The organism is Kitasatospora sp. NPDC085464, from assembly GCF_044541955.1.
Taxonomy (GTDB): domain Bacteria; phylum Actinomycetota; class Actinomycetes; order Streptomycetales; family Streptomycetaceae; genus Kitasatospora.
Genome location: NZ_JBITTM010000004.1, coordinates 24,372 through 50,291, shown reverse-complemented (window position 1 = coordinate 50,291; position 25,920 = coordinate 24,372). Strand labels below are relative to the sequence as shown.

Here is a 25,920-nt window from a genome sequence, read left to right as displayed (position 1 = left end):
GGCATTCTCCCACCGGGCCGGCCCCGTCACCCCGTGCGGATCACTGCGCGCGCACGATGACCACCGGGCAGGTGGCGTGCTGCGCGCAGCGCGTGCTGACCGAGCCGAGCAGGGCCCGGGTGAAGCCGCCGTGGCCGTGGCTGCCGACGACCAGGACCTCGGCGCCCCGCGACGCGTCCAGGAGCACGTCCGAGGCGTCGCCCATCACCAGTGCCGGGCGGATCTCCACCGGATGGTCCTCGCCGAGCACCGACTGGAGCTCGTCGGCGAACTTCCGGTCGGCCACGTCCCGGTCGAGGGCCATGTCGACCACCGGCGCCGACCAGCCGAAGTGGCTCGGCGGCTCCCAGGCGCCCACCGCATCGACGACCCCGCCGATCAGCGTGGCGTGCCGGATCGCCCAGCGCAGCGCGGCGTGCGACGACGGCGAGCCGTCGACGCCGACCACGACGCGGGGAGCGGATTCGTTCGCGTCCATGTGCACCGTCCTGTCGGTCGTCGCCCCCTCCACCACGGTGCGCGCCGCCCGGGGCCGCCGCCAGTACTTACCGGCAGCCGGGTGACGGCGGCCCGGCGGCGGGGCCGGCGTCGGGGCCGGCCGCTCAGCCGGCCAGGCCCGGCAGCACCTGGGCGCCGGGCAGCCGGGCCAGCGCCCGGCCCGGGAGGATCAGCTTGCCCCGGCGCCGGCCGCTGCCGACCAGGACGTACGGGGCCGCGGCCACCGCCTCGTCGATGAGCAGCGGCCAGGCGGCGGGCAGGCCCACGGGGGTGATGCCGCCGTACTCCATGCCGGTCAGCTCGACCGCGACGTCCATCGGCGCGAAGGACGCCTTGCGCGCCCCCAGGTGCGTGCGGACCGCGCGGTTGACGTCCACCCGGGTCGTGGCCAGGGCGAGGCACGCGGCATGGGTGACCTCGCCGGCGCGTTTGGCGGCGACCACCACGCAGTTCGCGGAGAGCTCCGGCGGCGTGTCGTACGCGGCGCAGAAGACCGCGGTGTCCGCCTTCTCCGGGTCGGTGTCCACGTAGAGCACGGACGCGGCCGCGTCCCGGGCGTCCCAGTTCTTCAGGGCGTCGGCCACGGGGGCGGCCAGGTCGTCGCACACCTCCAGCGCGGCGAAGGCGGTCGGGAAGCTGCCGAAGGGCGGGGGCACGGGCTCGCTCATGGGACGGACTGTAGCGCGGGCCGCCGCCCCGCCCGGCTATCCCCAGTAGCCCGCGTGCACCGCGGCCGCCTCCTCGAACAGGTGCGGGCCCGACACCTCCACGGTGTCGCCGCCCGCGGCGAAGACCCGTCGGCACGGCAGGTCGAGCACCGGCTCCTCCGGGTCGGCCCCCGCGATGGCGATCAGCTCGGACGCTCCGAGCGCGTAGACGACCTGCCGGATGCCGCTCCAGTAGATCGCGCCGGCGCACATCGCGCACGGTTCGGTGCTGCTGTACAGGGTGGCCGCGGTCAGCTGCGCCGGGTCGAGGGTCCGGGAGGCCCGGCGGACCAGGTTGAGCTCCGCGTGGGCGGTGACGTCGCGGTCCGTCAGCACGGAGTTCTCGGCGGTGAGCAGGACGTTCCCGGCGGCGTCGGTCAGCACCGCGCCGAAGGGGTGGTTGCCGCGCTCGCGCGCGCTGTTCGCGAGCCCGATGGCGGCGAGCAGGTGGGTGCGGGTGTGGTCGGCCATGGCGGGCTCCTCGGGGTGCGGGACGGGTGCGGTCGGGTGGCGGGTGGGGCGTCGGATCGGGCAGCGGATCGGGTGGCGGGGTCGGGCCGTGGGGGCGGGCCGTGGGGGCGGGCCGTGGGGTCAAACGTATGACGGCGGGCGTTCGGCGGAAGCGGCCCGGCAGCGGGCGCCCGGGTGACAGGATGCCCGGGTGAACGAGATCACGCGTGCCGCCGAACGCCTCCTGGCCACCCGGTTGTCCGATCCCGTCGACCTGGGCGGGAGCACCCGCACCACCGTGCTGCGCTGCCGGACGGCGGAGGGGCGGAGCGTCGTCGTCAAGGCCTACACCGGCGGGCGGGACGCCCTGCGCGGCTTCACGGCCGAAGCGGCCGGTCTCGCGCTCGGCCTGGCCGGCCCGGAGGTGCTCGGGGTGGACCGCGAGGTGCCGCTGCTCGTCCTGGCGGACCTCGGCGACGCGCCGACGCTCGCCGACCTGCTGCTCGGGGACGACCCCAAGGCCGCCGAGGAGGGCCTGCTGGCCTGGGCGGTCGGGCTCGGCCGGCTGGCGGCCCGCTCGGTGGACCGCCGCGCCGACCTCACCCGGCTGTGGGCGCGGTACGACACGGGCACGCCCACCTGGGCGGAGGACCCGTGGATCGCCCGCGCCGCCGCGGCCCTGCCCGGCGTGCTGGAGGCGGCCGGCGTCGCCGTACCGGACGGCCTCGGCGCGGAGCTCGCGCGGATCGGCACGGCGGGTGGGGAGGAGTACCCGGCCTTCACACCGGGGGACACCTGCCCGGACAACAACCTGCTCACCCCGGACGGGCTCCGGCTGCTCGACTTCGAGGCCGCCGACTTCCAGTCGGTGTTCCTGACCGCCGCGTACTGCCGGATGCCGTTCTCCTCGTGCTGGTGCGTGTTCGCGCTGCCGGACGGGCTCGCCCGGCGGATCGAGGCGGCGTACCGGGCCGAGGTCGTCCCGGTGTACCCGGCGCTGGCCGAGGACGCGGTGTGGGAGGACGGGATGCGGCGGGCGGTGGCCGTGTGGACGGTGCACGCCACCCTGGGGCTGCTGCCGCGCACCGCCGAGGACGGCCCGATGCACCGCACCCGGCGGCCGGTGCCGACCCGGCGCCAGGTGCTCAGGCACCGCTGGGAGACGGCGGCGCGGCTGGACGGGCTCCCCGCGTTCACGGAGACGATGCGGCGCCTGCTCCGCGAGGTCGCCGACGGCTGGCGGGTGGACCCGCTGCCCGGCTACCCCTGCTTCGGGCGCGGGGGCGCCGACCTCGGCTGACGGGCCGCGAGGCCGCCCCTCCGGCCGGCCGGTTCAGCCGTACGGGACGACGGCGACCGGGCAGTGGACGTGGTGGATCGCGGCGTGCGCGACCGGGCCCAGGTGGTGGTGGCGCAGCGGCCGGTGATGACTGCGGCGGCCGACCACGAGCAGCCGGGCCGTCGCCGCCGCGTCCACGAGCTCGACCGCGGGCCTGCCCCGGACCAGGTCGGCCGTCACGGCCACCTCGGGGTGCCGGGCCCGCCAGGACTCCAGCGCCTCCGAGAGGTCGGCCCGCTCGTCGCCGGACACCTCGCCCTCCAGCCCGCCGATCGCGCCGTAGGACATGTGCTCGCTGCCGGCCGGCGGGGACCAGACGTGCACCACGCGCAACGGCGCCGAGCGGAGCGCGGCGGCCTCGAACGCGAAGGCCAGCACCGGATCGGCCGGGTGCGCCAGATCGAGGCCCACCGTCACCGGGCCGTCCGGCTCCTCCTCGCCCGCCCGGACGAGCACCACCGGGCAGGCGGCCCGGCGCAGTACCTCCTGGCTCACCGAGCCGACCAGGAAGCCGCGGACGGTGCTCAGTCCGCGTGAGCCGAGCACCAGTACGGCGGCGCTCCCGGCGGCGGCCTCCAGCGCCTCGGCGGGCGCGGCGGACTCGGTGGCGGAGGAGACCTCCACCCCGGGCACCAGGGCGCGCAGGGCGGCCTCGCGGGCGGCGAGTTGCGACCGGACGTGCCGGTAGCTCTCGTCGCTGCCGACCACGTCCCGCTTCGGCAGGGGCCACGCCTGGAGGATCCGGAGCGGCAGGCCCCGGCGCTGCGCCTCACGGGCGGCCCACTCGGCGGCGGCCAGGCTCTCCGGCGAGCCGTCGAAGCCGACGACCACGGATCCGGTCATGGCGTCCTCCTCGGTTCCGCGCTGGATCGGGGCGGCGGGGGCGGGGCCCGTCCGCCCGGGTGCGGTGCCCCGCGGCCCCGGGCTCGGTGCCCGGCGGGCCCGGGTGCCGCCCCAGTATCGGCAGTGGACGCGGCCGGCGCCTCCCGGGGCGTTCCGCCGGGTGCCGGCCTGGCCCCGGCGGAGCGGTGCCGGCGCCCGCCCGTACCGGCTGAGCAGCGGAAACGCCCCTCGGGTGAGCGGATATCCTGATCACATGAGCGACAACCTTCCCGCGTGCCCGCAGTGCGGCGGCGAGTACACCTATGAGATGGACGCCCTCATGGTCTGCCCGGAGTGCGGCCACGAGTGGGCGCCAGCCGACGCCGGCGCGGCCGCCGCCGGGGGAGGGGAGCGGGTGGTCAAGGACTCGGTCGGCAACGTGCTGAACGACGGCGACACCGTGACCGTCGTCAAGGCCCTGAAGGTGAAGGGCAGCGCCTCCGGCATCAAGGCCGGCACCAAGGTGCGCAACATCCGCCTGGTCGACGGGGTCGACGGCCACGACATCGACTGCCGCATCGAGGGCTTCGGCGCCATGCAGCTCAAGTCCAGCGTGGTCAAGAAGGCCTGAGCGGCCTTCGCGGGCCTCGGCTCGTCCTCCGGCCCTGCCGGAGGACGAGAGCCTCAGGCGCGGATCCGGCGGAACACGACCAGCAGGGCGACCGCGGTGAGCGCCAGCAGGATGCCGGCCTCGACGAGCTGGATCGGCACGAGGTGGTCGGCCGGGTGGTAGCGGAGCCAGACGGCGGTGGCCCCGTCGCAGGGGGAGGACTGGCAGGTGTCGTCGGAGATGCGGCTGCCGTCGGCCAGGACGGAACCGCGCTCGACCAGCCACGCGTTGGTGGGCTGCCCGATGAAGGAATGTCCGGCGTCCGTCGGGACCACCGTCTCGACGATCGGGTGGAAGTACGGGCGGACCAGGCTCATCAGGCCGTGGGCGCCCGCGACCAGCGCGCCGGTGAGGAACATCGCGGGCAGCGTCCGGCGCACCAGCCGGCCGACCAGGACGCCCAGCGCCAGCGCGAACAGCGACCAGGCGATCGGCGCGACCCCGAGGGCCGGGTAGGTGAAGAACTGGAACGGCGGGTCGAAGGCGACCGGCCCGTGCACGATGTCCGTCCACCACACCCAGGTCATCAGGGAGGCGAGCGCGCCGCTGAAGACCAGCACCGCGATGCCGGGCACCGCGAGCCGGGCGGCCAGCCAGCGCACCGGGCTGACGGACTGCGCGCGGATCAGCCGGATGGTGCCGCGCTCGTACTCCTGGGCCAGCAGCGGCGCGCCGACGAAGACGCCGATCAGCAGCGGGACGGCGGTGACCGCGGGCTGGAGTATCTCGACGAACCAGTAGGTCGGACGGTCGATCGGCGAGAGCAGGGTCCAGCAGCGGGTGCCGGACCAGGTCGAGGGGCTGTAGCAGCCGGTGCGCCGCAGGACGCCGATGGTGTGCCGGCTGGCGAGGTGGATCCAGAGGAGGTCGGCCGCCACCAGGACCAGCAGTGCCGCCAAGGTCCACAGCACCGCCCTGTTCTGACGTGTCGTCAGCCAGAGCATCCCGCGCAGCCCGGGGGCGGCGGGGCGGCGGCTGGCCGGTGCGGTGGCGCGGTCGGGCAGGACGTTCGTGCTCATGCGGCGGCCCCGTCGTTCGTGTGCTCGTCGTTCGTGTGCTCGTCGTTCGCGTGGTTCGTGGCGAGGTTCCCGTCGGCCGGGTGCTCGGTGGTGGGGTGCCCGTCGGCCGGTGCGCGGAGGTAGCCGAGCAGCAGCTCCTCCAGGCTCGGCCGCTCGCTCTCCCACGCACCGTCCAACGGCTCACCGGTGCGCACCAGCGCGGTGGCCCGGCGTCCGCCGACGCGCTGCTCGACGACCAGGTCGGCCGGGAGCGCGGTGGACCCGGCGGGCCCGGTGACCAGCTGGTGCCCGTCCAGGATCTCCTCCAGGTCGCCGGCGAGTCGGATCCCTCCCCGCTGGACGAGCAGCAGGTGGTCGATGACGCCCTCCAGCTCGGGGAGGATGTGCGAGGAGACCACGATGGTGGCGCCGCGTTCGGCGGCCGCGGACATCAGGGTGCCCATGAGCTGGTGGCGGGCGAGCGGGTCGAGGTCGGCCATCGGCTCGTCGAGCAGCAGCAGGTCGGGGAGCTTGCCGAGGGCGAGCGCCAGGCAGACCCGGGTGCGCTGCCCGCCGGAGAGCGAGCCGATCCGCGCCTTGGGCCGCAACTCGCCCTGGTCGACGATGCTTTGGGCCGTCTCCTGGTCCCAGACCGGATTGAGCTCACGGCCCATCCGCAGCGTCTCGGCGACGCTGAGGCCCGGATAGAGCGGCTTGTCCTGGGCCACGTACGCGACCCGGGCCCGCTGCTCCGGTGTGCCGGCGGCCTCGCCGAACACTCGCAACTCGCCCTCGGTGGGGGCTAGTTGCCGGGCAGCGAGGGAGAGCAGGGTGCTCTTGCCGGCTCCGTTGGGGCCCACCACGCCGCAGATCCGCCCGGTCGGGACGGTGAAGTCGCAGTCGCGCAGGGCCCAGTCACCCCGGTACCGCCTGCCGAGGCCGACGGCCTCCAGCGCGGGCGTCATGGTCGTCGGGTCTTCCACCCGGTCCCCCCACTGTTCTCAGTTCGGTGTTGCCGGGGAGACCCCGGTGTCGAAACGCTGCTCCAGGACGGAGGCCATCAGCGCGGCGATGTCCTCGCGCTCCAGGCCCGCCTCCCGGGCCCGGTCCACCCAGCCGACCAGGTCCGCGCGCAGCGGACCGTCGGCCGCCGCCTCCGGCCGGGCGAGTGACCGCCGGACGAAGGTGCCGAGCCCCGGCCGGGGCTCGACCAGCCCCTCGCGTTCGAGTTCGCGGTAGGCCTTCAGCACGGTGTTGGGGTTGATCGCGGTCAGCTCCACCACCTCACGGGCGGTCGGCAGCTTGTCCCCGGGCTGCAGCAGCCCGAGCCGCAGGGCCTGTTTGGTCTGCTGGACGATCTGCTGGTAGGTGGAGACGCCGCTGCGCCGCTCGATGCGGTACTCGATCACCGGCGTTCCGGCCTTTCACTAGTTCAATAGCGGAATGGTGGCCCACTGCGGCGCGCGGGTCAAGCCGAACCGGGGGAGGGGCGGGACGAACGGCCCGGTCAGGGGCGTTTGAGCAGCAGCAGGCCGTCCCGGTCGACCAACCGCCGGTAGCCCGACTCCTGGTAGACCGTCAGCATGCGGGCGGTGTCGGCGACGGCGCACGGGGCCCGCACGCTCGGATCGAGCAGATCGACGACCACCCACTCCGGACCGGGCCGGGCCGGCTCCCGGCACACCAGGGTGACCTCCGCCCGGTCGGTGAGCTGGGCCGCCAGGCGGTTGGAGGCGGCCACCGTGGCGTCGTCCGGTATCAGCCGGAGCATCGCCCGGGTCTCGGTGAGCCGCGGCGAGGTGCGCCAGGCCTCCGGCATCACCACCTCGTGCAGCGGGTAGAGCGGCAGCGTCACGACCGTCACCAGGGCGCTGACGAGCAGTGCGCGCCGGGCGCGGCGGGGGAGCGGGGCGGGCCTGGTTGCGGCCTCGCCGGCGGTTGTGGCCTCGCCGACGGTCGGGTGCCGGTCCCGGGATCGGGCGAGGGAGTCGACCAGGGCGGCGACCGCGATCGGCATCAGCACCGCGCTGTAGTGGTAACTGACGCCCCAGTAGTGCGAGTTGGCGGACAGCAGCCGCCAGGCCAGGGTGGGCACGCAGAGCAGGACGAGCGGAGAGCGCAGGCCGAGGAAGCCGGCCGTGGCGGCGAGCAGGAACAGCAGCAGCCACTTGACCGGCGGCCACAGGAGGCGCAGCGGCAGCGCCCACGGCGCGGACTGCCCGCCGCCGTCCAGCTGCTGCCAGTAGTCGAAGCCCCCGCCGGAGTTGAACGCGGGCAGCACCACGAGCACGGTCACCGCGGTCGCGGCGAGGCCGACGGCGGCGAGGGCGAGACCGGGCAGCGGGGTGCGGCGGTCCTGCCGGGCCTGCCAGGCGATCAGCAGGCCGACGGCGGCGACGGTCAGGCCCAGGTCCTCCTTGACCAGCAGCAGCGGAAGCGACCAGAGCGCGGCGGCCAGGGGGCGGCGCCGGCCGAGCGCGGTGGCGGCGAAGGCGAGCAGCGGGACGGCGAACGCGATCTCGTGGAAGTCGTCGGCCGCGGCCCTGACGATCCCCCAGGAGGCCCCGGTGACGCAGCCGACCACCAGGGCCACCCGCGGCCCGGCCACCTCGTGGGCCCAGCGGGTCAGCGGGACGACGGCCAGCGCCATGAGCAGCGCCTGGGCGACCACGAGGGTGAGCGGCGTCGGGAAGGCCCGGTACGCGGGGGCGAGGGTGGCGATCAGCGGGTGGAAGTGGTCTCCGAGCAGGTGGTATCCGGGCCCCTTGAGCGGCACGATCGGCGCCCGCAGGTGCGCGTACGCCCGGATGGCCTGTTCGAAGATCCCCAGGTCGTAGGCCTTGGTGAGGCCGCGGCGGTGCCGGTTGGCGGCGACGCAGACGTAGAGCGCGGCGAAGACCTCGGCCAGGCCCCAGGCCAGTGCGGCGGGGTGGCGCGACAGGCGCGGGGTGCGGGCGGGGTGGCGGGACGGGGCCGCCGGCGGCTGGGGCCGCGGCTGAGGTGGGGGCGGGGGCTGGGGCGGGCTGTGCGGGGAGGGGGCCAGGGGCATCGGCATTGAACCCTTTCACTATTCGATTAGTGGAAGGGTGATGGAAGCCTGAGCGGGCGTCAAGCTCGGCCCGGGCGAGGCCGGGTGGTGCCGGGCGGTGTGCAGAGGCAGACGTGCATCACCACGTTGACTGGTGATGCATGCGGCTGCCATCAACCGGTCACCACCTCGACCGGTGATGGAAACGTTTTCCGACGTCACGCCCCTGGCGGGTGTGCGCAGGTGTCGGGTGTGCGGCACCGCAGGTGACGGCGGTGGTGCCGGGGGCCGTGGCCGGTGGCCGACGGGTCAGCCGGCCCCGCCCGGATCCACGGTCGAGGAGTCCTGCCCGGTGCCGTCACCGAGCATGTCGGTCGGAGCGGCCGGCGAGGCCGGTGCGGTCAGTGCGCGCCCACGGCGGGCGAGGTCTTCTTCCGGGCGCGGTAGGCGGCGGCCTTTATCTTGTTGCCGCAGGACTCCATGCCGCACCACTGGCGGCGCATGCCCCGCGAGCGGTCGATGTAGACCCGCGTGCACTCCGGGTTGCCGCACTCCTTCAGCAGGGGGACGTCCGGACCACTGAGCAGTTCGACGGCGTGCCGCGCGACGGTGGCCAGGGCCTGTCCGGGCGTCGCCTCGTTGTGCCGGCCGGCCATGGTGAGCTGCGGCGTCACGGGGGTCCTGCGTGCGGCGGCGTTGAGCACGGCGAGCGCCTCGCGGTCGAAGTCCTCCTCGGCGAGGCGGCTGGTGACGAGCCGGTAGACGGCCTCGCGCACGGTCTGCGCCTCCCGGACGTCCTGCTCGTCGCCGGGCGTGATGGTGTCCACGAGTCCGCAGTCCAGGTACCAGGCGTTCAGCCGCTCGGGCGTCACGAACATCTCGAACCGGGTCGACCGCCGCGCGCGGAGGGTCGCGGCGAAGTCGAGGGCCGGGTGTCCGCACACGAAGACATGGTCAAGGTTCACATCACCATCCTGACAGGTGACTGTCAGGGGTGCAAGGACCGGCCGGTGTGCGGGGAGCGGTTTACGGCTGCGCGCACCGGCCAGGTGTGCGGGGAGCGGTTACGGCTGCGCGCACCGCCCGTCCGGCTCCCGCGGTGGTCGGCCCGCCGGGCGCGAAGCCCCGGACGCGGGCCGGACCACGCACCGGCGGTTCACACCGCGGGGGCCCCGGTCTCCTGCAGTGTGCCGTCGGCCAGCCGCAGCCGGCGGTTCACCCCGATCTTGGTGAGGAACCGCTCGTCGTGGCTGACCACCAGGAACGCGCCCCGGTAGGCGTTGAGTGCGCTCTCCAACTGCCCCGCGCTGACCAGGTCGAGGTTGTTGGTCGGCTCGTCGAGCAGCAGCAGCTGCGGGGCCGGATCGGCGCACAGCACGCAGGCGAGGGTGGCGCGCAGCCGCTCCCCGCCGGAGAGCACCCGCACGGGCAGGTGCGCCCGGGCGCCGCGGAACAGGAAGCGGGCGAGCAGGTTCATCCGCTCCGCCTCGGGCCGCTCGGGCGCGAAGGCGGCGAAGTTCTCCGCCACGGTGCGCTCCTGGTCGAGCAGGTCCAGCCGCTGCGAGAGGTAGGCGATCCGGCCGTCGTTGCGGGTGATCAGCCCGTCGTCCGGGGCGAGTTCGCCGGTGATCAGGCGCAGCAGGGTCGACTTGCCCGCGCCGTTGGGCCCGGTGAGCGCGATGCGCTCGGGGCCGCGGACGTTCAGGTCGACACCTCCGTCGGCGAACACGGCCCGGCCGCCGTGGCGGACCTGCAGCCCTTCGCCGAGGAACAGGTTGCGCCCGGCGGGCACCTGGGTGTCGGGCAGTTCCAGGGACAGCCGCTGTTCGTCGCGCAGGGCGCGGCCGGCCTCGTCGAGCCGGGCCCTGGCCTCGCTGACGCGGGTCGCGTGCACCTGGCCGGACCGGCCCGCCGACTCCTGGGCGCCGCGCTTCATGTTCCCCGCGAAGATGCGGGGCAGACCGGCGTTCTTGAGGTTGCGGGCGGCGTTGCTCGCCCGGCGCTCGGCGCGTTCGCGGGCCTGCTGCATCTCCCGCTTCTCCCGCTTCAGCTCCTGCTCGGCGTTGCGGACGTTCCTCTCGGCGGCTTCCTGCTCGGCCCGCACGGCCTCCTCGTAATCGGTGAAGTCGCCGCCGTAGTAGCGAAGTTCGCCGCCGTCGAGTTCGGCGATGCCCTGCATGCGGTCGAGCAGCGCGCGGTCGTGGCTGACCAGCAGCAGGCAGCCGTTGAAGTCCGCCAGCACGTCGTGGAGCTTCCGCCGGGCGGCCAGGTCGAGGTTGTTGGTGGGCTCGTCGAGCAGCAGGACGTCGGGGCGCTTGAGGAGCTGGGCGGCGAGGCCGAGCGAGACGATCTGGCCGCCGCTGAGCGTGCTCAGGCTGCGGTCCAGGTCGAGGTGGCCCAGGCCGAGCCGGTCGAGCTGGGCGCGGGTGCGCTCCTCGATGTCCCAGTCGTCGCCGATGGTGGTGAAGTGCCGCTCGTCGACGTCGCCGGACTCCACGGCGTCGATGGCGCTGATGACCGCGGCGACGTCGAGTACCTCGGCGACGGTGAGGTCCCCGGTCAGGGGGAGGCTCTGGCTGAGGTAGCCGAGGGTGCCACTGACCGTCACCGAGCCGGTAGCGGGGGCGAGTTGACCGGCGATCAGCTTGAGCAGGGTGCTCTTGCCGGAGCCGTTGGGGGCGACCAGGCCGGTCCGGCCGGCGGGCACGGTGAAGGACAGGTCGCGGAAGACCGGGGTGTCGTCCGGCCAGGCGAAGGAGAGGTTCGAGCAGACGACGGCGGCGTCGGACATGGAGGTGACCTCGAAAGGGGGTGAGGGCAGGGCTCTGGAGCGCTGCCCTGGGCAGACACGGGAAAGGGGTACGACGAAGCCGACCACTTCGGCGGCGGCGCTTCGGATGCGCCGGCCGGTGGCCGTCAGATCCGGATCTCACCCGGAGATGTCGTCGTCACCCGCCATGTCTGCCACTCCTCGATCACACGAACGTCAGGTCACGCGCAGCGTAGCAGGTTGTTCCGCGAAGGCCGCCGCCGTTTTCCACTGGCCCCTCCGCGTCGGCGCGTTGACAGCAGAGCGTCAGTCGCGATCTGTGCAGGTACCCCGAGGTGTCTGACGGCACCGGTCCCCTCCGCTTCTGCCCGGCCCACGCCCTCGTGGCGCGGGCCGGGCCCTTCGCGTTCCCGTCGCCCGGGGGGCGCCGGGGCGGGTGCGCGGGTGGCGCCGGCCGGGTGTCAGCCGACGCGGTAGCGGACCGGGAGGGACCGCACGCCGCGGATGATTCCGGAGCCGATCCAGTCGAGCGAGTCCACCGGGACGGCCAGGTCCAGCTCCGGCACGCGCGCCAGCAGGGTGCGCAGGGCGACGGCGGCCTCCAACCGGGCGAGCGGAGCGCCGAGGCAGTAGTGGACGCCGTGCCCGAAGGCCAGGTGACGGGCGGCGGGCCGGGCCACGTCGAGGCCGGCCGGGGCGCCCCCGCCGTCGGTCTGCGGGGCGTCGTGTCCGGCGGAGCCGAGGGCGACCGCGACCAGGCTCCCCCGGGGGATCGACACCGCAGCCGGGTGTGCTCGGGGTCGGCCTCCAGCATCTGCGCGCCTGGCCCGACCGAGGGCTCGTGCAGGACGAAGCCGGCCGCGGCCAGCGCCCCGGCGGCGGGGGTGGCGTCCTTGAGCAGGGCCGGGTGGGTCAGCGCCTCGCGGGCCAGGTCGTGACCGACGACCAGCCAGCCGGTCAGGCCGGGTTGGAACTCGGCGGGGTGGACGGGGCCGAGCTTCCGGAGCGCGGCGTAGCGGGCGGGGGCGTCCGCCTTGAAGGCGGGATCGAGGACCACTCGGCCGTCCCGGTACGGGCAGGGCTCGTCGGTGTCCATGAGGTGTCTCCTGATCGCTCGGTGTTCGGGTCGGTGTGGTCGGTGTTCGGGCCGGTGTGTGGTCGGTCGGCAGGTGGGTGTGCGGGCGCGGACGCGCCGGAGGGGCATGCGCGTGCTGCGCATGCCCCTCCGGCGCCGGGGAAGCTCAGTCGTCGCCGTCCAGGACGGTGAGGACCTGCAGCACCTCCAGGTAGATCCACACCAGCGTCGTGGTGAGGCCGAAGGCCGCGAGCCACGCCTGCTCGCGGGGGACGCCCTCGGCGAGGGCGTCCTCCACCTGCCGGAGGTCCAGGGTGAGGAAGCCCGCGCCGAGCAGGACGCCGACGGCGCCGAACAGCAGGCCGAGGACGCCTCTGTGGACGCCGAGGTCGTGGCCCACGCCGAGGGCGGAGAAGAGCAGGTCGGCGAGGAGCAGCAGGAGGAAGCCGGCTGCGGCGGTGGCGAGGAAGCCGGTGAACCGGCGGGTGACCCGGATCCAGCGCATCCGGTGGGCGACCAGCACGGCCGCCGACACGGCGAAGGTGCCGAGGACGGTCTGGACGACGGCACCCGGGGCGAAGTAGGTCGAGGTCGCGCCGGAGATCACGCCGAGGAACACGCCCTCGAACGCCGCGTACCCGAGGATCAGGGCCGGGGACGGCAGCCGCCGGACGGCCTGGAGCATCGCGAGGGCGAACGCGACGACGGCGGCGCCCAGGGCGATCCCGTACGAGCGGCCGAGGTCCGCCTCGTCGACGGGCAGGAGGAGCCAGGAGAGCACCGCGGTCAGCACCACGGTGCCGAGCGTCGTCGCGGTGCGCACGACCACGTCGTCCAGGGTCATCGCGGGGGCGGCCGGGGCGGCCAGCAGGCCTGTCTGGGCGTCAGGCTCTAGGGTAACGACGGGCGTTGCGGCGGGGGCTCCGTCGGTGCGGGGGCCGGCCGCCGGTGGGCCCCCGGCCGGGGTGCGGACCGGCCGGCGCGTCGATGCCTCGGCCGGGGCGGCGAAACGGGCGGCGCCCCAGCGGGAGAAGACCGGGTTGGTGCTCTTCACGTCAATCCTCCTCGTCGGCCGCGGGTGTGCGGCCTGCGGTGGAGCGTCGTCCTGGAGCGGCCGGTGCGGAGGCGCACGTGTGAGCACGCCCGCGCCCGGGGCTGACGACAACCCCCCTTGTATCACCACTCTGGCAGGTGACGTAGAGGCCGGGCAAGTCATCCTCGCGGCCGGTCTCCGGCGGGCTCATTCGGGCGGCGCTCCCGGGTGGTCGAGCAGTCCGTGGAGGAAGGCGTCCCAGCCGATGCCCTCCAGCTCCGCCTCGGCCGGGACGATCCGGTAGGTGGCGTCCAGCCAGGCCGCCAGCGGTCCGGTCGGCAGCTCGAAGAGGGCCTCCAGCTCCGGGGTTTCGAGGAGCAGCCAGGAGGACGGCTGCTCGTCGGCCCGGCCCGGCCGCATCCGTACGTCGCCGCAGCCGCTCATCGCCGTCAGCCCGCCGTGCAGGAGCGCGCGGCCGAACCGCCAGACGAGGCTCGGCCCGCGTTCCGCGAGGAACTCGACGGCGATCACCGCGGGCGTCCGCGGGTCGAAGCGGAACTCCGCCCGCGAGGGGAGCCGGGTGAACTCGTCGAGCATCCGGTCGACGTCCAGGACCAGGGGCGGCAGGTGTGCGGCCGTCGGGTGTGCCCGCAGGGGTGGTCGGTCACGGTGCATGGCATGGTTCCCCTCCGAGGTGCGGACTGTGCGGCCCTCACTCTCCGCCGGGGGTGGGCCCCCGCGCATCGGTCACTTGACCGTCGAAGGGCGGTGCGCGGCGGGGCGTTCACGAAGCCGGGGCGGTGCGGCGGGCAGAGTCGGCCCCGCCGGAGGCACCGTCATTTGACTGCCTCCTCCCCGGAGCCGGGCCGGTTCGGGGCCGGATCCGGGGAGGGCCGGAGCGGTGGGCACGACGACGGGGCCGACAGCGCATGGCTGTCGGCCCCTCCGGTCGTCCTCCCGCCGCGCCGGACCCGCGGAACCCGGCTGCGGCGGGGCTCACTTGGCGCGCAACGGCCCCGCGAAGGACTTGCGCAGGGACGGCGGAGCCGCCACCGGCAGGAGCGCGGCGAGCATCCTGCCCTTGACGGTGGTCGGGTGCCGGGTGAGCTCGACGTCGACCCTGGTGCCCTCCGACCCGGGGGTCGGAACGCGTCCTGCTTGATGTAGAGGTCGGTGGCGGTGCTGCCGTCACCCTGCCGGTAGGTGACGGGGTCCAGGGCGCCGGGGAGGGTGGAGCCCGGGTACCTGTTGGTGAGCTCCAGGGCGGTCTCGCCGGGGGCGGGCAGGAAGGCGGACACGTAGACGAGGGCCTTGACGTCGGGGTCGTCGGTGGCGGCCTCACTGATCACGGTGCCGCCGTAGGAGTGCCCGGCGAGGACCTTCGGGCCCTTGATGTGGTCGAGGACGGTGCGCAGGGCGGCGGCGTCGGAGGCGGGGCCGCGCAGCGGGTTGGCCGCGGCGACCACGGGGTAGCCGTCGGCGCGGAGTTCGGCGATGACGCCGTTCCAGCTGGAGCCGTCGGCGAAGGCGCCGTGCTCCAGGACGACGGTCGGCTTGGCGCGGCCGCCGAAGGCGTCGGCCCCGGCCCCGGCGGCGCCGCCCGCGCCGAGCGCGGAGCCGGGGGCGGTGAACGCGCACAGCGCCAGGCCCGCCGTGGCCGCTGCGACCGCACCCGCCATCAGCCGCTTGCGCCCACCCTTGATGCTTGCCACGACAAACCCCTTTTCGGATATTCCGGACATGGCCGGGCCGGCTGGTGCCGACTCCGTCACCGCTTTGACTGGTGATGAGTTTGTCGTGGCGTCGCGTTACCTGTCAAGGCGGTGACGCGATGGCGGGCTACCCGCGCCGCACCAGGGCGTCGACCCGGACGGCCACGGACAGCAGCTCCCGGTCGGCCCACCGGCGCCCGATCAGCTGCAGGCCGACGGGCGGCGACGCGGTGACCGGTAGGGGCACCGTGACCGAGGGCAGGCCGGCGACGGCGGCCGGGGAGGTGTTGCGGATCAGGGTGAAGAACGTGGGCACGTCCTGCCCGTTGAGGGGGAGGGAGTCCTCGAAGCGGTGCAGCGGCCGGGCGCACACCGGGACGGTGGGACTGAGGATCGCGTCCAGGCCGTTGGCCGTGAACAGGTCCTCGTAGGCCGCCTGCATCACGCGGCGCCGGGCGAGCGCCCCCTGGAGGGCGGCGTCCCCGGGGTACCCGGGGCCGGTGGGCAGGGCGGTGGCCTTGAGCATGTCGCCGATGACGGGGGCGGAGACCGCGTCGAGGACCTCGGCCGGGGTGAGTCCGGCGCGGTGCTCGTCGAGGTAGCGGCCGAGGGCGTCGGCGAACTCGCCGAAGACCAGCGGGAATCCGATCCGGGAGTCGTGCTCGACCAGGTGCGCCGTGTCCACCGGGACCCAGGTGGTCCGTTCGGTGGTCAGCCGGTCGACGGCGTCCTGCCAGGCGGCCCGGACCGGGCCCTCCAGATCCTCGGTGAACACGTGCCTCGGCAGGCCCAGCCGGAGCCGGCGTCCCGGGTCCTGCGGGCTCCCGGTCGCGCCGGTGACGACGGTGTCCAGCGTCAGGAGGAGGTCCAGGGTGTTCGCCATCGGGCCGGGTGTGTCCCGGGTGGGGCTCAACGGCGTGACGCCCGCCGAGGGGTAGCGCCCGGCGCTGGGGCGCAGGCCGTAGATGCCGTTGAGGGCGGCGGGGATGGTGATCGAGCCGCCGGTGTCGGTGCCGAGCCCGGCGTCGGCGACGCCCGCCGCCACCGCCGCGGCCGTGCCGCCGCTGCTGCCGCCCGCGAAGAGGGCGGGGTCGGTGGCGTTGCCGACGGCGCCGAAGGCGTGGTTGCACGAGGTGGCTCCCAGGGCCAGCTCGTGCATGTTCGTCTTGCCGACGACGATCGCCCCCGCGGCGCGCAGGGCCCGTACGACGGGTGCGTCCGTGGCGGGGACGAACTCGGCGAGCGCCGGGGTGCCGGCGGTGTTGGGCAGGCCGGCGACGTGGATGTTGTCCTTGACGACGAGGCACCAGGGGGCCGGATCTTCCTGCTTCTCCTGCTGCCCCTGCTGCTCCGCCCCGCGCCCGCCATCGGCGTCGTGGCGGGCCGCGGCGGCGAGCGCTCCCTCGGTGTCGAGCGTGATGAACGCGTTGAGGTGCTCGGTCGCGGCGGCGCGGTCGAGCGCTGCCTCCACCGTCTCCTGCGCGCGGCCCCGGCCGGTCGGGTCCGGGTTGACCATGGACGTGTCTCCTTGTGACGGTGCGGGTGAACGGCTCCGCCGTGGCCCCGGCCGGGCAGTGCCGGCCCGGCCGGTACCACGCCGGAAAGGGACACTAGCGGTGTCGTCAGGCCCGTACCACCCGGTAACTGGGCGCCGCGGGTGGGGCGTTGGCCCGGGCCGACGGCCCGGAGTCGACCTGGACCGGGCGGAGCGGAGCACACACGTGTGTGCGGGCGGCGGGGTGTGGAGCCCACCCGCGTCATCACCTGCTTGACAGGTGATGGATGCGCGCGCACGCTGGTGGCGTCGTCGGCGGCACCGAGGAGCCGCCCGGGACCGGCGAAGTGGAGAGTGGCCACGGACGAGGACCACACCCGCGACCCCGCCGCCGAAGCGTGGCACGCGCGCTACGGGAGGCTTCCCGAGCGCATCCGCTTCGAGGACATGACCGAGGAGGTGGACACCGCGCCGGGCCGCCGGGCGGGCGACCCGTACGACCCCGAGGGCTCCTGGAGGTTCTACAACTGCCTGGCCGTCGACCTGGGCGCGTAGCCCCCGCCCCGCCGCCCCGCCGCCCCGGCTCCCCGCTGCCCGGTGGACGCCCGTCCGGGGTGCGTCGCCCCGCCGGGGCCGCTGCCTCATGTGCCCGGGACACCGGGTGCAGGAGACTTCTGGCATCCGGTGGGTCGTCGGAGAGGACGGGGTGCTCATGGCTGCGGAGAGTGCGCGGAGAGCCTGGCGGCGACCCCGGTCCCGGCCCCGGTCCCGCCCGGCGGAGCGCCAACTGGCCATGGCGGGCGTGTGCGCCGTCGTCTGCCTGGTGGCCGGCGGACTGTGGATCGGCTACGTCCTGAGCCACCAGGGGGCCGCCGGGCTCTCCCAGCCCGTCCACCACCTGGCGGTCCTGGGGTACGGCCTCGCCGCCGTCGCCGGCGGGGTGCTGCTGCACGCCCACCGGCCGGGGAACCAACTCGGCTGGGTGCTGCTCGCCTACGGCACGGCGCTGATCGTCCCGCTGGCAGCCCAGACCCCGGTCTGGGTCGAGGTGGACGATCCGCGCGTCGTCGGGGCCGTGGTGGTCCTGACGTCGATCGGCTACACGGTCAGCGGCACGCTCTGGCACGCGCTGCCGCTGTTCCTGCCCGACGGGGCGCTGCCGAGCCGCCGGTGGTGGTTCGCGATCGGCGCCGTGGCCCTGTGGATGCTGCCGCAGGCCTGCTACTACGTCTACCAGCCCACGGTGTTCGGCCGGCCCAACCCGCTCGCCGACACCGCCGTCGCCGGCTGGCTGCGGGCCTTCAACGACCGGCTGCACCTCACCCAGCTCGTCGTGTTCGTGGTGCTGACCGTCCTGGTGGTCCTCGTCCCGCTCGCCCGCACCCGCGGGATGCCCCGGCGCCGCCGGCAGAACGTCCTGATCGCCCTCGGCGTCTACCTGCTGTGGGGCGGTGCCGAACTCGGCTACTACTTCGACGACCAGAGCACCCCCTCCTACATCGCGTTCGCGGTGGCCTCCGCGCTGTGGACGCTCACCCTGGCCGTGATCGTCGTCCGCGACGGCTCCTGGCGGCTCGACCGGGCGGCCCGGCGGGTCCTGGTCGGGCTGCTGATCGCCGCCGGGCTGGTCGTGGTGTTCGTGCTGGTGGCCTGCGTGCTCTCCACCATGCTGATGCCCGGCCGGCGCGGTGCGGGGGCGCTGCTGCTGGTCGCCGCCGTCTTCCTGCTCGCGGCCGGCCTGCCCCGGGGCGTGCGCTGGGCCTCGGGCGTCGTCGACCGCTGGTACTACGGCGCGCGCGCCCAGCCGTACCAGGTGCTGCGCAGCCTGGCCGGACGGGTCAGCCAGACCGTCGACCCGCAGGACGTGCCCGCCGTGCTCTGTGCCACGGTCAGTGACGAACTCCGGCTCTCCGGCGTGGCGTTGACCGTCTCCACGCGCGGCGGCGAACGCCCGCTGGCGGCCGTCGGCGACCGCTCCGGCAACGGCGAGGCCTTCGCCCTGGTGCACCGGGGCGCCGAGATCGGCCGGCTCACCGTCGCGCCGCGCTCGGGCCAGCGGGCCCTCGACTGCAGCGACCGCGACATCCTGCGCTCGCTCGCCGACCAGGCGGCGCCCGCCGTCGCCTCGCTGCAGCTGATGGAGGACCTGCGGGCCAGCCGCGAGCAGATCGTCGCGGCCCGCGAGGAGGAGCGCCGCCAGCTGCGCCGCGACATCCACGACGGACTCGGACCGATGCTGGCGGGTCTGCGGCTGCGGTTGCAGGGGGCGGCCGCGGTGGACGACCCGGCGATGTTCTCGGCCACGCTGACGCGGGTCTCGGACGACCTGGCCACGGCGGTCCGGGAGGTTCGGCGGATCACCGACCGGCTCGGCCCCACCGCGCTGGGCGACTACGGGCTGTCGCGGGCGCTGGGCCGGCTCGCGGAGACCTTCAGCGGCGACGACCTCGCCGTCACGGCCCGGCTGGAGCCGGACCCGCTGCCGGAGCTGCCCGCCGCCGTGGAGGTCGCCGTCTACCGGATCACCGCAGAGGCCCTGAACAACGTGCTGCGGCACGCCCGGGCGAGCAGTGCCACGGTGTCCGTGCGGGTGGACGGCGGGGACCTGGAACTCCTCGTCGAGGACGACGGGCAGGGCCCGGGGCGCCGCGGACCGGCAGATCCCGGGGTGGGGCTGCGGTCGATGTCCGAGCGGGCCGCGGAGATCGGCGGCAGCTGCACGGTGGACGCCCTCGGGCGCGGCACCCGGGTGCACGCGGTGCTCCCGCGCCGGCCCGCGAGCGGCTGAGCGCGGCCGCCTGGCCGGGCTGCTGCGGCTGCGGGCCCGGTCCGGACCGGGCCCGCCCCCGGCGCGACGGGCGCTCCGGGGGCGGGATCCGTGACCAGGTTCGAGGACGGGGGATCGATGGCGGGTTCAGTTGCAGTTCGGCGGGTTGGGGCACAGGCCCTTGGGGCCGCCGCCTCCGGGCACGTGCCCGATGTGCGGTCGGCGCTTCGCTCGGTGGCCGCCTGCGCCGTGCTCGACCGGGCACCTGCACGCCCGGGCGGCCGCGGCGACGCTGATCGCGGCGAAGAACGCCGCGGCACCGGCCGCCAGCAGCGCCGTGCTGGCCGTTCTGTCGGTCATGGTGACCTCCACGGTGGGTTTCGCAGGTCGGTCGTGCCGGCCTGCTCCTCCATGCCACCGCCGGTCGCGCCCCGTCCGCATGGGGCGACGGTCCCGTCCCGGTCCCGCCGGGCGGGAGCGCGCTCACGGTTCGTGGCGCGGGCACCGGGGAGCCTCTGTTCGAAGCGTATCCGGGCGAACTCTCGCCGCAAGTAGGCCAGTTGGCACCCGGTGCCAGCCGGTGCGGCGATCCGACCGGGACGGGGGCCGGGGCGTCGGCCTCCGTCGGCGTCGGGACGTCGGGGGCTCCGTGCCGGTGGTGGCGGACCCGGCGCGCGGGTGCCTCCTTTCCGCCCCGTGGGCCGGTCCGGGATAAACTTGACCGGCGGTCAGGTTCTTGCCTGCTGCCGTACTGGACCGGCAGTCCAGTTGTCCGCCGGAGTGTCGACCGGGTGTCCACGGGGCGCCGGGCGAACAGGGAAGAGGACTCGATGACGGACGGCCGACGCGAACGCGCCGACGCGACCCGCAACCGGCGCGCGATCCTGCGGGCGACCGAGGAGCTCCTGGCGGGCCACCGGCCCGAGCAGATCTCGATGGAGCAGGTCGCGGCCGCCGCCGGAGTGGGGAAGGGCACCGTCTTCCACCGCTTCGGCAGCCGGATGGGCCTGATGCGGGCGCTGATGCAGGAGCGGGCCTTCGACCTGGAGGAGGCGGTGCGCTGCGGGCCACCGCCGCTGGGCCCCGGCGCCCCGGCCCGGGAGCGGCTGCTGGCCTTCCTGGACGCGGTGGTCGACGTCGTCTCCCGCAACAAGAGCCTGCTGGCCGCGCTCGGCCACGCGGTCTCCGCGAACCCGCCCTCGCCCGACCAGGGGCCGCGCGAGGCGCACCCGGTCTACCGGGCGTGGCACGAGCACCTCGCCGCCCTGCTCGCCGAGCAGCGGCCGGAGCTGGACGCCGAACTCACCGCCCACATCCTGCTCGGCGCGCTGCACAGCGACCCGATCCTGCGCCTGCTGGAGCAGGGCGAGGGGGAGCGGCTGGCGGACGCGCTGCGCGAGCTGGCCGTGTCGCTGCTCGGCCGCTGACGCCGGCCCGTGACAGGGTTGGGAGGGAACGGGTTCGTTCACTAACATCGTCAGTAGCCCCGTGACGGGGAATGGCCGGAGGAACGGGACAACCCGCTCGCCCGCGGGCGCCGACTGCGGCCCCGAACGGAGATTCGGTGGTCCGGAGAACCGCGGCGCGGGTGAGCGCGTGTACCGATGGGATCGAGGAAGGACGACTGGAGAAGGTGCGCAGCCATGACCGCTGAAACGGATGCCGTGCGAGGACCGGTGGCGGGCGCCCCGCTGCGGCGACGCGGCGAGGCGCTGGAGAGCGCCATCTACGAGGCGGTCCTCCGACAACTGACCACCGACGGCTACGCCCGGCTGACCATGGAGGGCGTGGCCGCCGCCGCGCAGACCGGGAAGGCCGCGCTCTACCGCCGCTGGTCCTCGAAGGAGGATCTGGTGATGGACGCGCTGAGGGCCAGCCTGCCGCCCGGCGCGTCGGCCCCCGACACCGGCAGTCTCCGCGGTGACCTGCTGGAAGTCGTGGCCAGGCTGCGCGCCGCCATGTTCAGCGAGCTGGGCGCCGCCGTCCGGGCGATCATGAGCGAACTCGACCACCAGCGGGCCCACGCCTTCGTGGCGATCGTCTTCGAGCGGGTGGTCGAGCCGACGACGGCACTGCTCGCCGAGGTGCTGGACCGCGGGACGGAACGCGGCGAGGTCCGCCCGGGGGCGGTCACCCCGCTGGTCACCGACGTGGTGCCGGCGCTGATGCTGTACCGGATCAAGATGTGCGGCGGGGACGCGGTGCAGCTCGACCCGGAGGAGATCGTGGACGAGGTGCTGCTGCCGATCGTCCGCCCCTGACGGGCGCGGTACGGCGATCGGCAGCGGCCCTCGGGAATTCCCTCCCCCGGAATCGGCCGGAATCAAGCCGGAATCGAGCAGGAATCCCGACCGGAGCGGTCCGGTGCGGTTACCGGCGAGGGTTCCGGGGGGAATTCCGGAGGTTTTCGGTGAAGGCGCGGGAGGTGTTCACGCCCCGCTGCGGCGGAGCATCTCCTCGCGCTCGACGACCTTGACCCGCTCGCGGCCCTCGGCCTCGCCGAGTGCGCGCTCGTGGGCGTCGAGCAGCTGCCAGCCCGCCCAGGTGGTGTACCGCACGCCCTGGCCGCGCAGGTACTCCTCGATCGCCGCCGGGTCGGGCTCGGCGGCGCCGGGCAGCCGGCCGGCGGCGTGGTCGTCCAGCAGGCAGGCGACGGTCTCGTTGGCGTCGCCCTTGGTGTGGCCGATCAGGCCGACCGGGCCGCGCTTGATCCAGCCGGTGACGTAGGTCGCGGTGCGGTGTGAGCCGTCGCCGTCCAGGACCCGGCCGGCCGTGTGCGGGACGGTGCCGGAGACCGGATCGAAGGGCAGCTTGGGCAGCTCGTCCGAGTAGTAGCCGACGGCCCGGTAGACCGCCTGCACGTCCCAGTCGGTGAAGCGGCCGGTGCCGCGCACGTTGCCGGTGCCGTCCGGCTCGGTGCGCTCGGTGCGCAGCCCGACCACCTGGCCGTCCTCGCCGAGGACCTCCGCCGGGGACTCGAAGAAGTGCAGGAAGACGCGGTGCGGGCGGTCGCCGACGTCGCGGATCGCCCAGTTCTCCAGCGTCGCCGCGACCAGGTCGACGTGCTTGACCGCGCGGCGCTGGGCGATCGAGCCGGCGTCGTACTCGATGTCCTCGGGGTCGACGATCACCTCGATGGTGGGGGAGTGGTCCAGCTCGCGCAGCTCCATCGGGCTGAACTTGGCCTGGGCCGGGCCGCGGCGGCCGAAGACGTGCACCTCGCGGGCGCGGTTGTGCTTCAGGCCCTCGTGGACGTTCCCGGGGATCTCGGTGGGCAGCAGCTCCTCGGCGGTCTTGGCGAGGATGCGGGCGACGTCCAGCGCGACGTTGCCGACGCCGAGCACCGCGACCTTCTCGGCGCCCAGCGGCCAGCTGCGGGGCACGTCCGGGTGGCCGTCGTACCAGGAGACGAAGTCGGCCGCGCCGTAGGAGCCGTCCAGGTCGACGCCGGGCAGGTCCAGCGGACGGTCGGCGGTCGCGCCGGTGGCGAAGACCACGGCGTCGTAGAACCGGTGCAGGTCGTCCAGGGCGAGGTCGGCGGGGTAGTCGACGTTGCCGAACAGCCGCACCTGCGGCTTGTCGAGCACCTGGTGCAGGGCCGTCACGATGCCCTTGATGCGGGGGTGGTCGGGTGCGACGCCGTAGCGGATCAGACCGAACGGCGCGGGCATCCGCTCGAACAGGTCGATCGAGACGCCCGGCGTCCGGGCGGCGTCGGACTTCAGCAGGGCGTCGGCGGCGTAGATGCCGGCGGGGCCGGCTCCGACGATCGCGACTCTGATCGGGCGAGGCATGACGGGCGGTCCTCCGGTGGGTGCGCAGCAGGAGGTGGTCTGGACCCGTTCAGCCAACCCCGAGGTGGGGCACGGGTGTAGTCGGTTTCGATCTATGGGGTCATAGGGACGACCTATGGGTATGCGGGAACCCGGGGCGGCCGGGCCGGGCGGGTGCCCGGAACGGCCGCGTGGGGTGGTGTGCGTGTGGGTGGTGTCCGCGTGGGTGGTCCGCGTGGACGGTCAGCTCCCGTCGGCCGGGGTCTGGGCGGGCACGGCGGGCGGCTGTGCCGTGGCCCCGGCGGTCTTGCCGCCGTCGGCCGGTCCGTCCGCGATCCGGGCGGCGGAGGCCTCGAAGAAGCGCAGCAGCTCCACCGGGAACGGCAGCACCAGCGTCGAGTTCTTCTCCGCCGCGACCTCGACCACGGTCTGCAGCAGTCGCAGCTGCATCGCGGCCGGGGTCTCGGCCATCCTGGTGGCCGCCTCGGCGAGCTTGGACGCGGCCTGGAACTCGCCGTCGGCGGTGATGATCCGGGCCCGGCGCTCGCGGTCGGCCTCGGCCTGGCGGGCCATCGAGCGCTTCATCGAGTCGGGCAGGCTCACGTCCTTGATCTCCACCCGGTCGATGTGCACGCCCCAGCCGGTCGCCGGGCTCTCCAGCATGACCTCCAGCCCCTGGTGCAGGTTCTCCCGGCCGGAGAGCAGGTCGTCCAGCTCGCTCTTGCCGATGACCGAGCGCAGCGAGGTCTGGGCGACCTGCAGCATGGCGAAGGCGTAGTTCTGCACGTCCACGGTGGCCCGGATCGGGTCGATCACCCGGAAGTACAGCACGGCGTCGACGCTGACCGAGACGTTGTCCTTGGTGATGCCCTCCTGCGCGGGCACCGGCATGGTGACGACCTGGACGTTGACCTTGCGCATCCGGTCCAGCACCGGCAGCAGCAGGGTGACTCCGGGCTCGCGGACCCGGCCGCTCACCCGCCCGAGGCGGAACACCACGCCGCGTTCGTACTGCTGCACCACCCGCACACCGGTCACCAGCCAGAGCAGGACCACCACGGCGACGATCACGGCCACTGCCACGATTCCGACCTCCCCCGTCGCGGCGCAGCCGGGCCGGGTCCGGGTGGGCCCTGTCGCTCGGTGCGAGCCGCGCAGGACAGTATGCTCCCGGCCCGCCGGGCCGGACAGACGGGTGCGGGCCGGTTTTGACGGATCTTTGCCACCGGCTCCGCCGCGCGCGCCGACGGCCCTGAGCAGGCGGCTCGTCAGCGGACCGCGCCCCGGCGGACGGCACTTCAGTGGACGGCGCCTCAGCGGACAGGGCTTCAGCGGGCGCCGGCGCGTTCCGGCTGCTTCGCGCCCGGTGCCGCTGCGGCCTCGACCCGGCGGCGCGGGCGGCCGGCCAGCGCGTTGATCGCCGCGACGGCCAGGCCCAGTCCGAGCGCGATCAGCCAGGCGCGCCGCTGGTCGAGGTGCGGACCGGCTGCGACCGAGGCCAGCACGGCCACGCCCAGGGTGCTGCCGAGCTGGCGGGAGGTGCTGGCGAGCGCGGAGGCCACGCCCGCCTGCTGCGCCGGCAGACCGGTCACCGCGGTGTTGGTGATCGGTGGGTTGACCAGGCCGAAGCCGAGCCCGAGCACGAGGTACCCGGCCGCGTACGGCAGGTAGCCGTCGCCCCCGGCCGCCAGGGCGAGCAGTCCGGCGCCCAGCGCCAGCAGCAGGCCGGAGCCCACCAGCAGCCGGCGCGCCCCGACCACCAGGAGGAGCCGGCCGCTCAGCGGCGACACCACGGCGATCATCAGCGTCGCCGGGAGCAACGCCAGTCCCGTCTCCAGCGCGGAGGCGTGCCGCTGCTGCTGCCAGTACACGCTGGACACGAACAGGAAACCGGCGAGGATCGCGAACGCCAGCACCGCGCTGACCGTGGCGGCGGTGAAGGTCGGGCGGCGCAGCAGCGCGAGCGGGAACACCGGGTGCGCCCGCTCCTTCTCGACGGCCACGAACGCCACTCCGCCGCCCACCGCCAGGGCCCCGCACACCAGCGGGGTGACGCCGCCGAAGCCGGCGTGGGCGCCGTGGATGAGCAGTTCGGTGACGCCGAACACGGCGACCGCGCCCAGGGCCAGCCCGACCGGGTCGAACGGACGGGGCGCACCGCCCCTGGTCTCCGGTATGCGCACCGACGCGGCCAACGCGAGGACCACCACCGGCAGGTTGACCAGGAAGATCCACCGCCAGCCCAGCGCGTCGATGAGCGAGCCGCCGACCAGCGGGCCGACGGCGGCGGCCAGCCCGAAGATCGCCGCCCAGAAGCCGATCGCCCGGGCCCGGCGCACCGGGTCCTCGATCGCCGTGGTCAGGGTGGACAGCGCGTTGGGGCCGAGCAGCGCGGCGCCGCAGCCCTGCAGGACACGGACGGCGATCAGCTGGTCGGGGCTGCCGGCGAGTGCGCACCCCAGCGAGCCGACGCCGAAGACGAGCAGTCCGGCGCGGAACATGGTGCGCCGCCCGAGGCGGTCGCCGAGGGCCCCGGCGAGGAGCAGCAGCACCGCGAGGGTCAGCGTGTAGGCGTCCACGATCCAGGCCGACTGCGAGGGCCCGGCCGCGAGTTCGGAGCGAAGGGTGGGCAGCGCGACGTTCACCGCGGTGGAGTCGAGGCTGGTGATGAACAGTGAGGCGCCGCAGACGACGGTCAGGCCGGTCGGGCCGAGGACCCGGTGTTCGCGCGGCGGCCGGTGGACGTGTCGGGGCACGGCGGACGGCATGGGGGACCCCTTCCG

General features: G+C 74.7%; 25 protein-coding genes. 6 read left to right on the top strand and 19 right to left on the bottom strand.

Annotation, left to right across the window (positions count from 1 at the left end):
* Positions 1 to 40 precede the first annotated feature (40 nt).
* The 3 genes from ACIGG8_RS04720 to ACIGG8_RS04710 form a co-directional block, all read right to left on the bottom strand.
* Positions 41 to 478 (bottom strand): universal stress protein, encoded by a 438-nt coding sequence (locus ACIGG8_RS04720; protein WP_350523137.1) that lies wholly within the window; start codon positions 476 to 478, stop codon positions 41 to 43.
* Positions 479 to 602: 124 nt separating this feature from the next.
* On the bottom strand, positions 603 to 1,166 hold the full coding sequence (locus ACIGG8_RS04715; RefSeq protein WP_396545822.1) for a YbaK/EbsC family protein: 564 nt from the start codon (positions 1,164 to 1,166) through the stop codon (positions 603 to 605).
* A 36-nt stretch (positions 1,167 to 1,202) separates the two neighbouring features.
* Positions 1,203 to 1,676, bottom strand: a complete 474-nt coding sequence (locus ACIGG8_RS04710; RefSeq protein WP_396545821.1) for a nucleoside deaminase — start codon at positions 1,674 to 1,676, stop codon at positions 1,203 to 1,205.
* Positions 1,677 to 1,866: 190 nt separating this feature from the next.
* Here ACIGG8_RS04710 and ACIGG8_RS04705 point away from each other — a divergent pair, with 190 nt between their 5' ends.
* A complete protein-coding gene (locus ACIGG8_RS04705; protein WP_396545820.1) occupies positions 1,867 to 2,955 on the top strand; it encodes a hypothetical protein in 1,089 nt (362 codons plus the stop codon).
* Positions 2,956 to 2,988: 33 nt separating this feature from the next.
* Here ACIGG8_RS04705 and ACIGG8_RS04700 read toward each other — a convergent pair whose 3' ends face one another.
* Positions 2,989 to 3,837: a universal stress protein gene (locus ACIGG8_RS04700; RefSeq protein WP_396545819.1), complete on the bottom strand. Its 849-nt coding sequence runs from the start codon at positions 3,835 to 3,837 to the stop codon at positions 2,989 to 2,991.
* A gap of 253 nt (positions 3,838 to 4,090) precedes the next feature.
* Here ACIGG8_RS04700 and ACIGG8_RS04695 point away from each other — a divergent pair, with 253 nt between their 5' ends.
* Complete coding sequence (locus ACIGG8_RS04695) at positions 4,091 to 4,447, top strand: zinc ribbon domain-containing protein YjdM (protein WP_396545818.1); 357 nt, start codon at positions 4,091 to 4,093, stop codon at positions 4,445 to 4,447.
* A 53-nt stretch (positions 4,448 to 4,500) separates the two neighbouring features.
* Here ACIGG8_RS04695 and ACIGG8_RS04690 read toward each other — a convergent pair whose 3' ends face one another.
* The 11 genes from ACIGG8_RS04690 to ACIGG8_RS04640 all read right to left on the bottom strand — a co-directional run bounded on the left by ACIGG8_RS04690 (position 4,501) and on the right by ACIGG8_RS04640 (position 16,618).
* Positions 4,501 to 5,505, bottom strand: a complete 1,005-nt coding sequence (locus ACIGG8_RS04690; protein ID WP_396545817.1) for a hypothetical protein — start codon at positions 5,503 to 5,505, stop codon at positions 4,501 to 4,503.
* Entirely contained in the window at positions 5,502 to 6,467 is a 966-nt protein-coding gene (locus ACIGG8_RS04685) for an ABC transporter ATP-binding protein (protein ID WP_396545816.1), read from the bottom strand. The genes ACIGG8_RS04690 and ACIGG8_RS04685 overlap by 4 nt, the downstream gene beginning before the upstream one ends.
* Before the next feature lie 18 nt (positions 6,468 to 6,485).
* A complete protein-coding gene (locus tag ACIGG8_RS04680; protein ID WP_350523129.1) occupies positions 6,486 to 6,893 on the bottom strand; it encodes a GntR family transcriptional regulator in 408 nt (135 codons plus the stop codon).
* 98 nt (positions 6,894 to 6,991) lie between these two features.
* Entirely contained in the window at positions 6,992 to 8,533 is a 1,542-nt protein-coding gene (locus tag ACIGG8_RS04675) for a DUF2079 domain-containing protein (RefSeq protein WP_396545815.1), read from the bottom strand.
* A 380-nt stretch (positions 8,534 to 8,913) separates the two neighbouring features.
* Positions 8,914 to 9,477, bottom strand: a complete 564-nt coding sequence (locus ACIGG8_RS04670; RefSeq protein WP_396545814.1) for a CGNR zinc finger domain-containing protein — start codon at positions 9,475 to 9,477, stop codon at positions 8,914 to 8,916.
* Between the two features lie 191 nt (positions 9,478 to 9,668).
* The gene (gene abc-f / locus ACIGG8_RS04665; protein ID WP_396545813.1) at positions 9,669 to 11,303 is read right to left on the bottom strand and encodes a ribosomal protection-like ABC-F family protein; all 1,635 of its coding nucleotides are present in this window, start codon (positions 11,301 to 11,303) and stop codon (positions 9,669 to 9,671) included.
* A gap of 440 nt (positions 11,304 to 11,743) precedes the next feature.
* On the bottom strand, positions 11,744 to 12,061 hold the full coding sequence (locus ACIGG8_RS04660; RefSeq protein ID WP_396545812.1) for a cytochrome P450: 318 nt from the start codon (positions 12,059 to 12,061) through the stop codon (positions 11,744 to 11,746).
* A 462-nt stretch (positions 12,062 to 12,523) separates the two neighbouring features.
* The gene (locus ACIGG8_RS04655; RefSeq protein WP_396545811.1) at positions 12,524 to 13,411 is read right to left on the bottom strand and encodes a Bax inhibitor-1/YccA family protein; all 888 of its coding nucleotides are present in this window, start codon (positions 13,409 to 13,411) and stop codon (positions 12,524 to 12,526) included.
* Between the two features lie 186 nt (positions 13,412 to 13,597).
* Positions 13,598 to 14,065, bottom strand: a complete 468-nt coding sequence (locus tag ACIGG8_RS04650; protein WP_396545810.1) for an SsgA family sporulation/cell division regulator — start codon at positions 14,063 to 14,065, stop codon at positions 13,598 to 13,600.
* 161 nt (positions 14,066 to 14,226) lie between these two features.
* Complete coding sequence (locus ACIGG8_RS04645) at positions 14,227 to 15,102, bottom strand: alpha/beta fold hydrolase (RefSeq protein ID WP_396545809.1); 876 nt, start codon at positions 15,100 to 15,102, stop codon at positions 14,227 to 14,229.
* 127 nt (positions 15,103 to 15,229) lie between these two features.
* Entirely contained in the window at positions 15,230 to 16,618 is a 1,389-nt protein-coding gene (locus ACIGG8_RS04640) for an amidase family protein (protein WP_396545808.1), read from the bottom strand.
* 333 nt (positions 16,619 to 16,951) lie between these two features.
* Between ACIGG8_RS04640 and ACIGG8_RS04635 the strand changes: the two genes are divergently transcribed.
* Positions 16,952 to 17,152, top strand: a complete 201-nt coding sequence (locus ACIGG8_RS04635; RefSeq protein WP_396545807.1) for a hypothetical protein — start codon at positions 16,952 to 16,954, stop codon at positions 17,150 to 17,152.
* 238 nt (positions 17,153 to 17,390) lie between these two features.
* Positions 17,391 to 19,385 (top strand): sensor histidine kinase, encoded by a 1,995-nt coding sequence (locus ACIGG8_RS04630; protein ID WP_396545806.1) that lies wholly within the window; start codon positions 17,391 to 17,393, stop codon positions 19,383 to 19,385.
* A gap of 126 nt (positions 19,386 to 19,511) precedes the next feature.
* Here ACIGG8_RS04630 and ACIGG8_RS04625 read toward each other — a convergent pair whose 3' ends face one another.
* A complete protein-coding gene (locus ACIGG8_RS04625) occupies positions 19,512 to 19,724 on the bottom strand; it encodes a hypothetical protein (protein WP_396545804.1) in 213 nt (70 codons plus the stop codon).
* Between the two features lie 470 nt (positions 19,725 to 20,194).
* On the opposite strand from ACIGG8_RS04625, the gene ACIGG8_RS04620 reads away from it, so the two are divergent.
* The gene (locus ACIGG8_RS04620; RefSeq protein WP_396545802.1) at positions 20,195 to 20,791 is read left to right on the top strand and encodes a TetR/AcrR family transcriptional regulator; all 597 of its coding nucleotides are present in this window, start codon (positions 20,195 to 20,197) and stop codon (positions 20,789 to 20,791) included.
* Between the two features lie 216 nt (positions 20,792 to 21,007).
* The gene (locus ACIGG8_RS04615; protein WP_350523115.1) at positions 21,008 to 21,625 is read left to right on the top strand and encodes a TetR-like C-terminal domain-containing protein; all 618 of its coding nucleotides are present in this window, start codon (positions 21,008 to 21,010) and stop codon (positions 21,623 to 21,625) included.
* A gap of 168 nt (positions 21,626 to 21,793) precedes the next feature.
* On the opposite strand, the gene ACIGG8_RS04610 is transcribed toward ACIGG8_RS04615, so the two are convergent.
* The 3 genes from ACIGG8_RS04610 to ACIGG8_RS04600 form a co-directional block, all read right to left on the bottom strand.
* On the bottom strand, positions 21,794 to 23,158 hold the full coding sequence (locus tag ACIGG8_RS04610; RefSeq protein WP_396545800.1) for an FAD-dependent oxidoreductase: 1,365 nt from the start codon (positions 23,156 to 23,158) through the stop codon (positions 21,794 to 21,796).
* Between the two features lie 222 nt (positions 23,159 to 23,380).
* Positions 23,381 to 24,223 (bottom strand): slipin family protein, encoded by an 843-nt coding sequence (locus ACIGG8_RS04605; protein ID WP_396545993.1) that lies wholly within the window; start codon positions 24,221 to 24,223, stop codon positions 23,381 to 23,383.
* Positions 24,224 to 24,465: 242 nt separating this feature from the next.
* A complete protein-coding gene (locus tag ACIGG8_RS04600; protein WP_396545798.1) occupies positions 24,466 to 25,905 on the bottom strand; it encodes an MFS transporter in 1,440 nt (479 codons plus the stop codon).
* Positions 25,906 to 25,920 lie beyond the last annotated feature (15 nt).

Bases quoted from the DNA above. Each gene is read 5' to 3' on its own strand.
- ACIGG8_RS04715 (WP_396545822.1), bottom strand. From the start codon at position 1,166: ATGAGCGAGCCCGTGCCCCCGCCCTTCGGCAGCTTCCCGACCGCCTTC.
- ACIGG8_RS04600 (WP_396545798.1), bottom strand. From the start codon at position 25,905: ATGCCGTCCGCCGTGCCCCGACACGTCCACCGGCCGCCGCGCGAACAC.
- ACIGG8_RS04640 (WP_396545808.1), bottom strand. From the start codon at position 16,618: ATGGTCAACCCGGACCCGACCGGCCGGGGCCGCGCGCAGGAGACGGTG.
- ACIGG8_RS04710 (WP_396545821.1), bottom strand. From the start codon at position 1,676: ATGGCCGACCACACCCGCACCCACCTGCTCGCCGCCATCGGGCTCGCG.
- ACIGG8_RS04630 (WP_396545806.1), top strand. From the start codon at position 17,391: ATGGCGGGCGTGTGCGCCGTCGTCTGCCTGGTGGCCGGCGGACTGTGG.
- ACIGG8_RS04690 (WP_396545817.1), bottom strand. From the start codon at position 5,505: ATGAGCACGAACGTCCTGCCCGACCGCGCCACCGCACCGGCCAGCCGC.
- abc-f (WP_396545813.1), bottom strand. From the start codon at position 11,303: ATGTCCGACGCCGCCGTCGTCTGCTCGAACCTCTCCTTCGCCTGGCCG.
- ACIGG8_RS04625 (WP_396545804.1), bottom strand. From the start codon at position 19,724: ATGACCGACAGAACGGCCAGCACGGCGCTGCTGGCGGCCGGTGCCGCG.
- ACIGG8_RS04720 (WP_350523137.1), bottom strand. From the start codon at position 478: ATGGACGCGAACGAATCCGCTCCCCGCGTCGTGGTCGGCGTCGACGGC.
- ACIGG8_RS04700 (WP_396545819.1), bottom strand. From the start codon at position 3,837: ATGACCGGATCCGTGGTCGTCGGCTTCGACGGCTCGCCGGAGAGCCTG.
- ACIGG8_RS04695 (WP_396545818.1), top strand. From the start codon at position 4,091: ATGAGCGACAACCTTCCCGCGTGCCCGCAGTGCGGCGGCGAGTACACC.
- ACIGG8_RS04650 (WP_396545810.1), bottom strand. From the start codon at position 14,065: ATGCACCGTGACCGACCACCCCTGCGGGCACACCCGACGGCCGCACAC.
- ACIGG8_RS04610 (WP_396545800.1), bottom strand. From the start codon at position 23,158: ATGCCTCGCCCGATCAGAGTCGCGATCGTCGGAGCCGGCCCCGCCGGC.
- ACIGG8_RS04620 (WP_396545802.1), top strand. From the start codon at position 20,195: ATGACGGACGGCCGACGCGAACGCGCCGACGCGACCCGCAACCGGCGC.
- ACIGG8_RS04615 (WP_350523115.1), top strand. From the start codon at position 21,008: ATGACCGCTGAAACGGATGCCGTGCGAGGACCGGTGGCGGGCGCCCCG.
- ACIGG8_RS04675 (WP_396545815.1), bottom strand. From the start codon at position 8,533: ATGCCCCTGGCCCCCTCCCCGCACAGCCCGCCCCAGCCCCCGCCCCCA.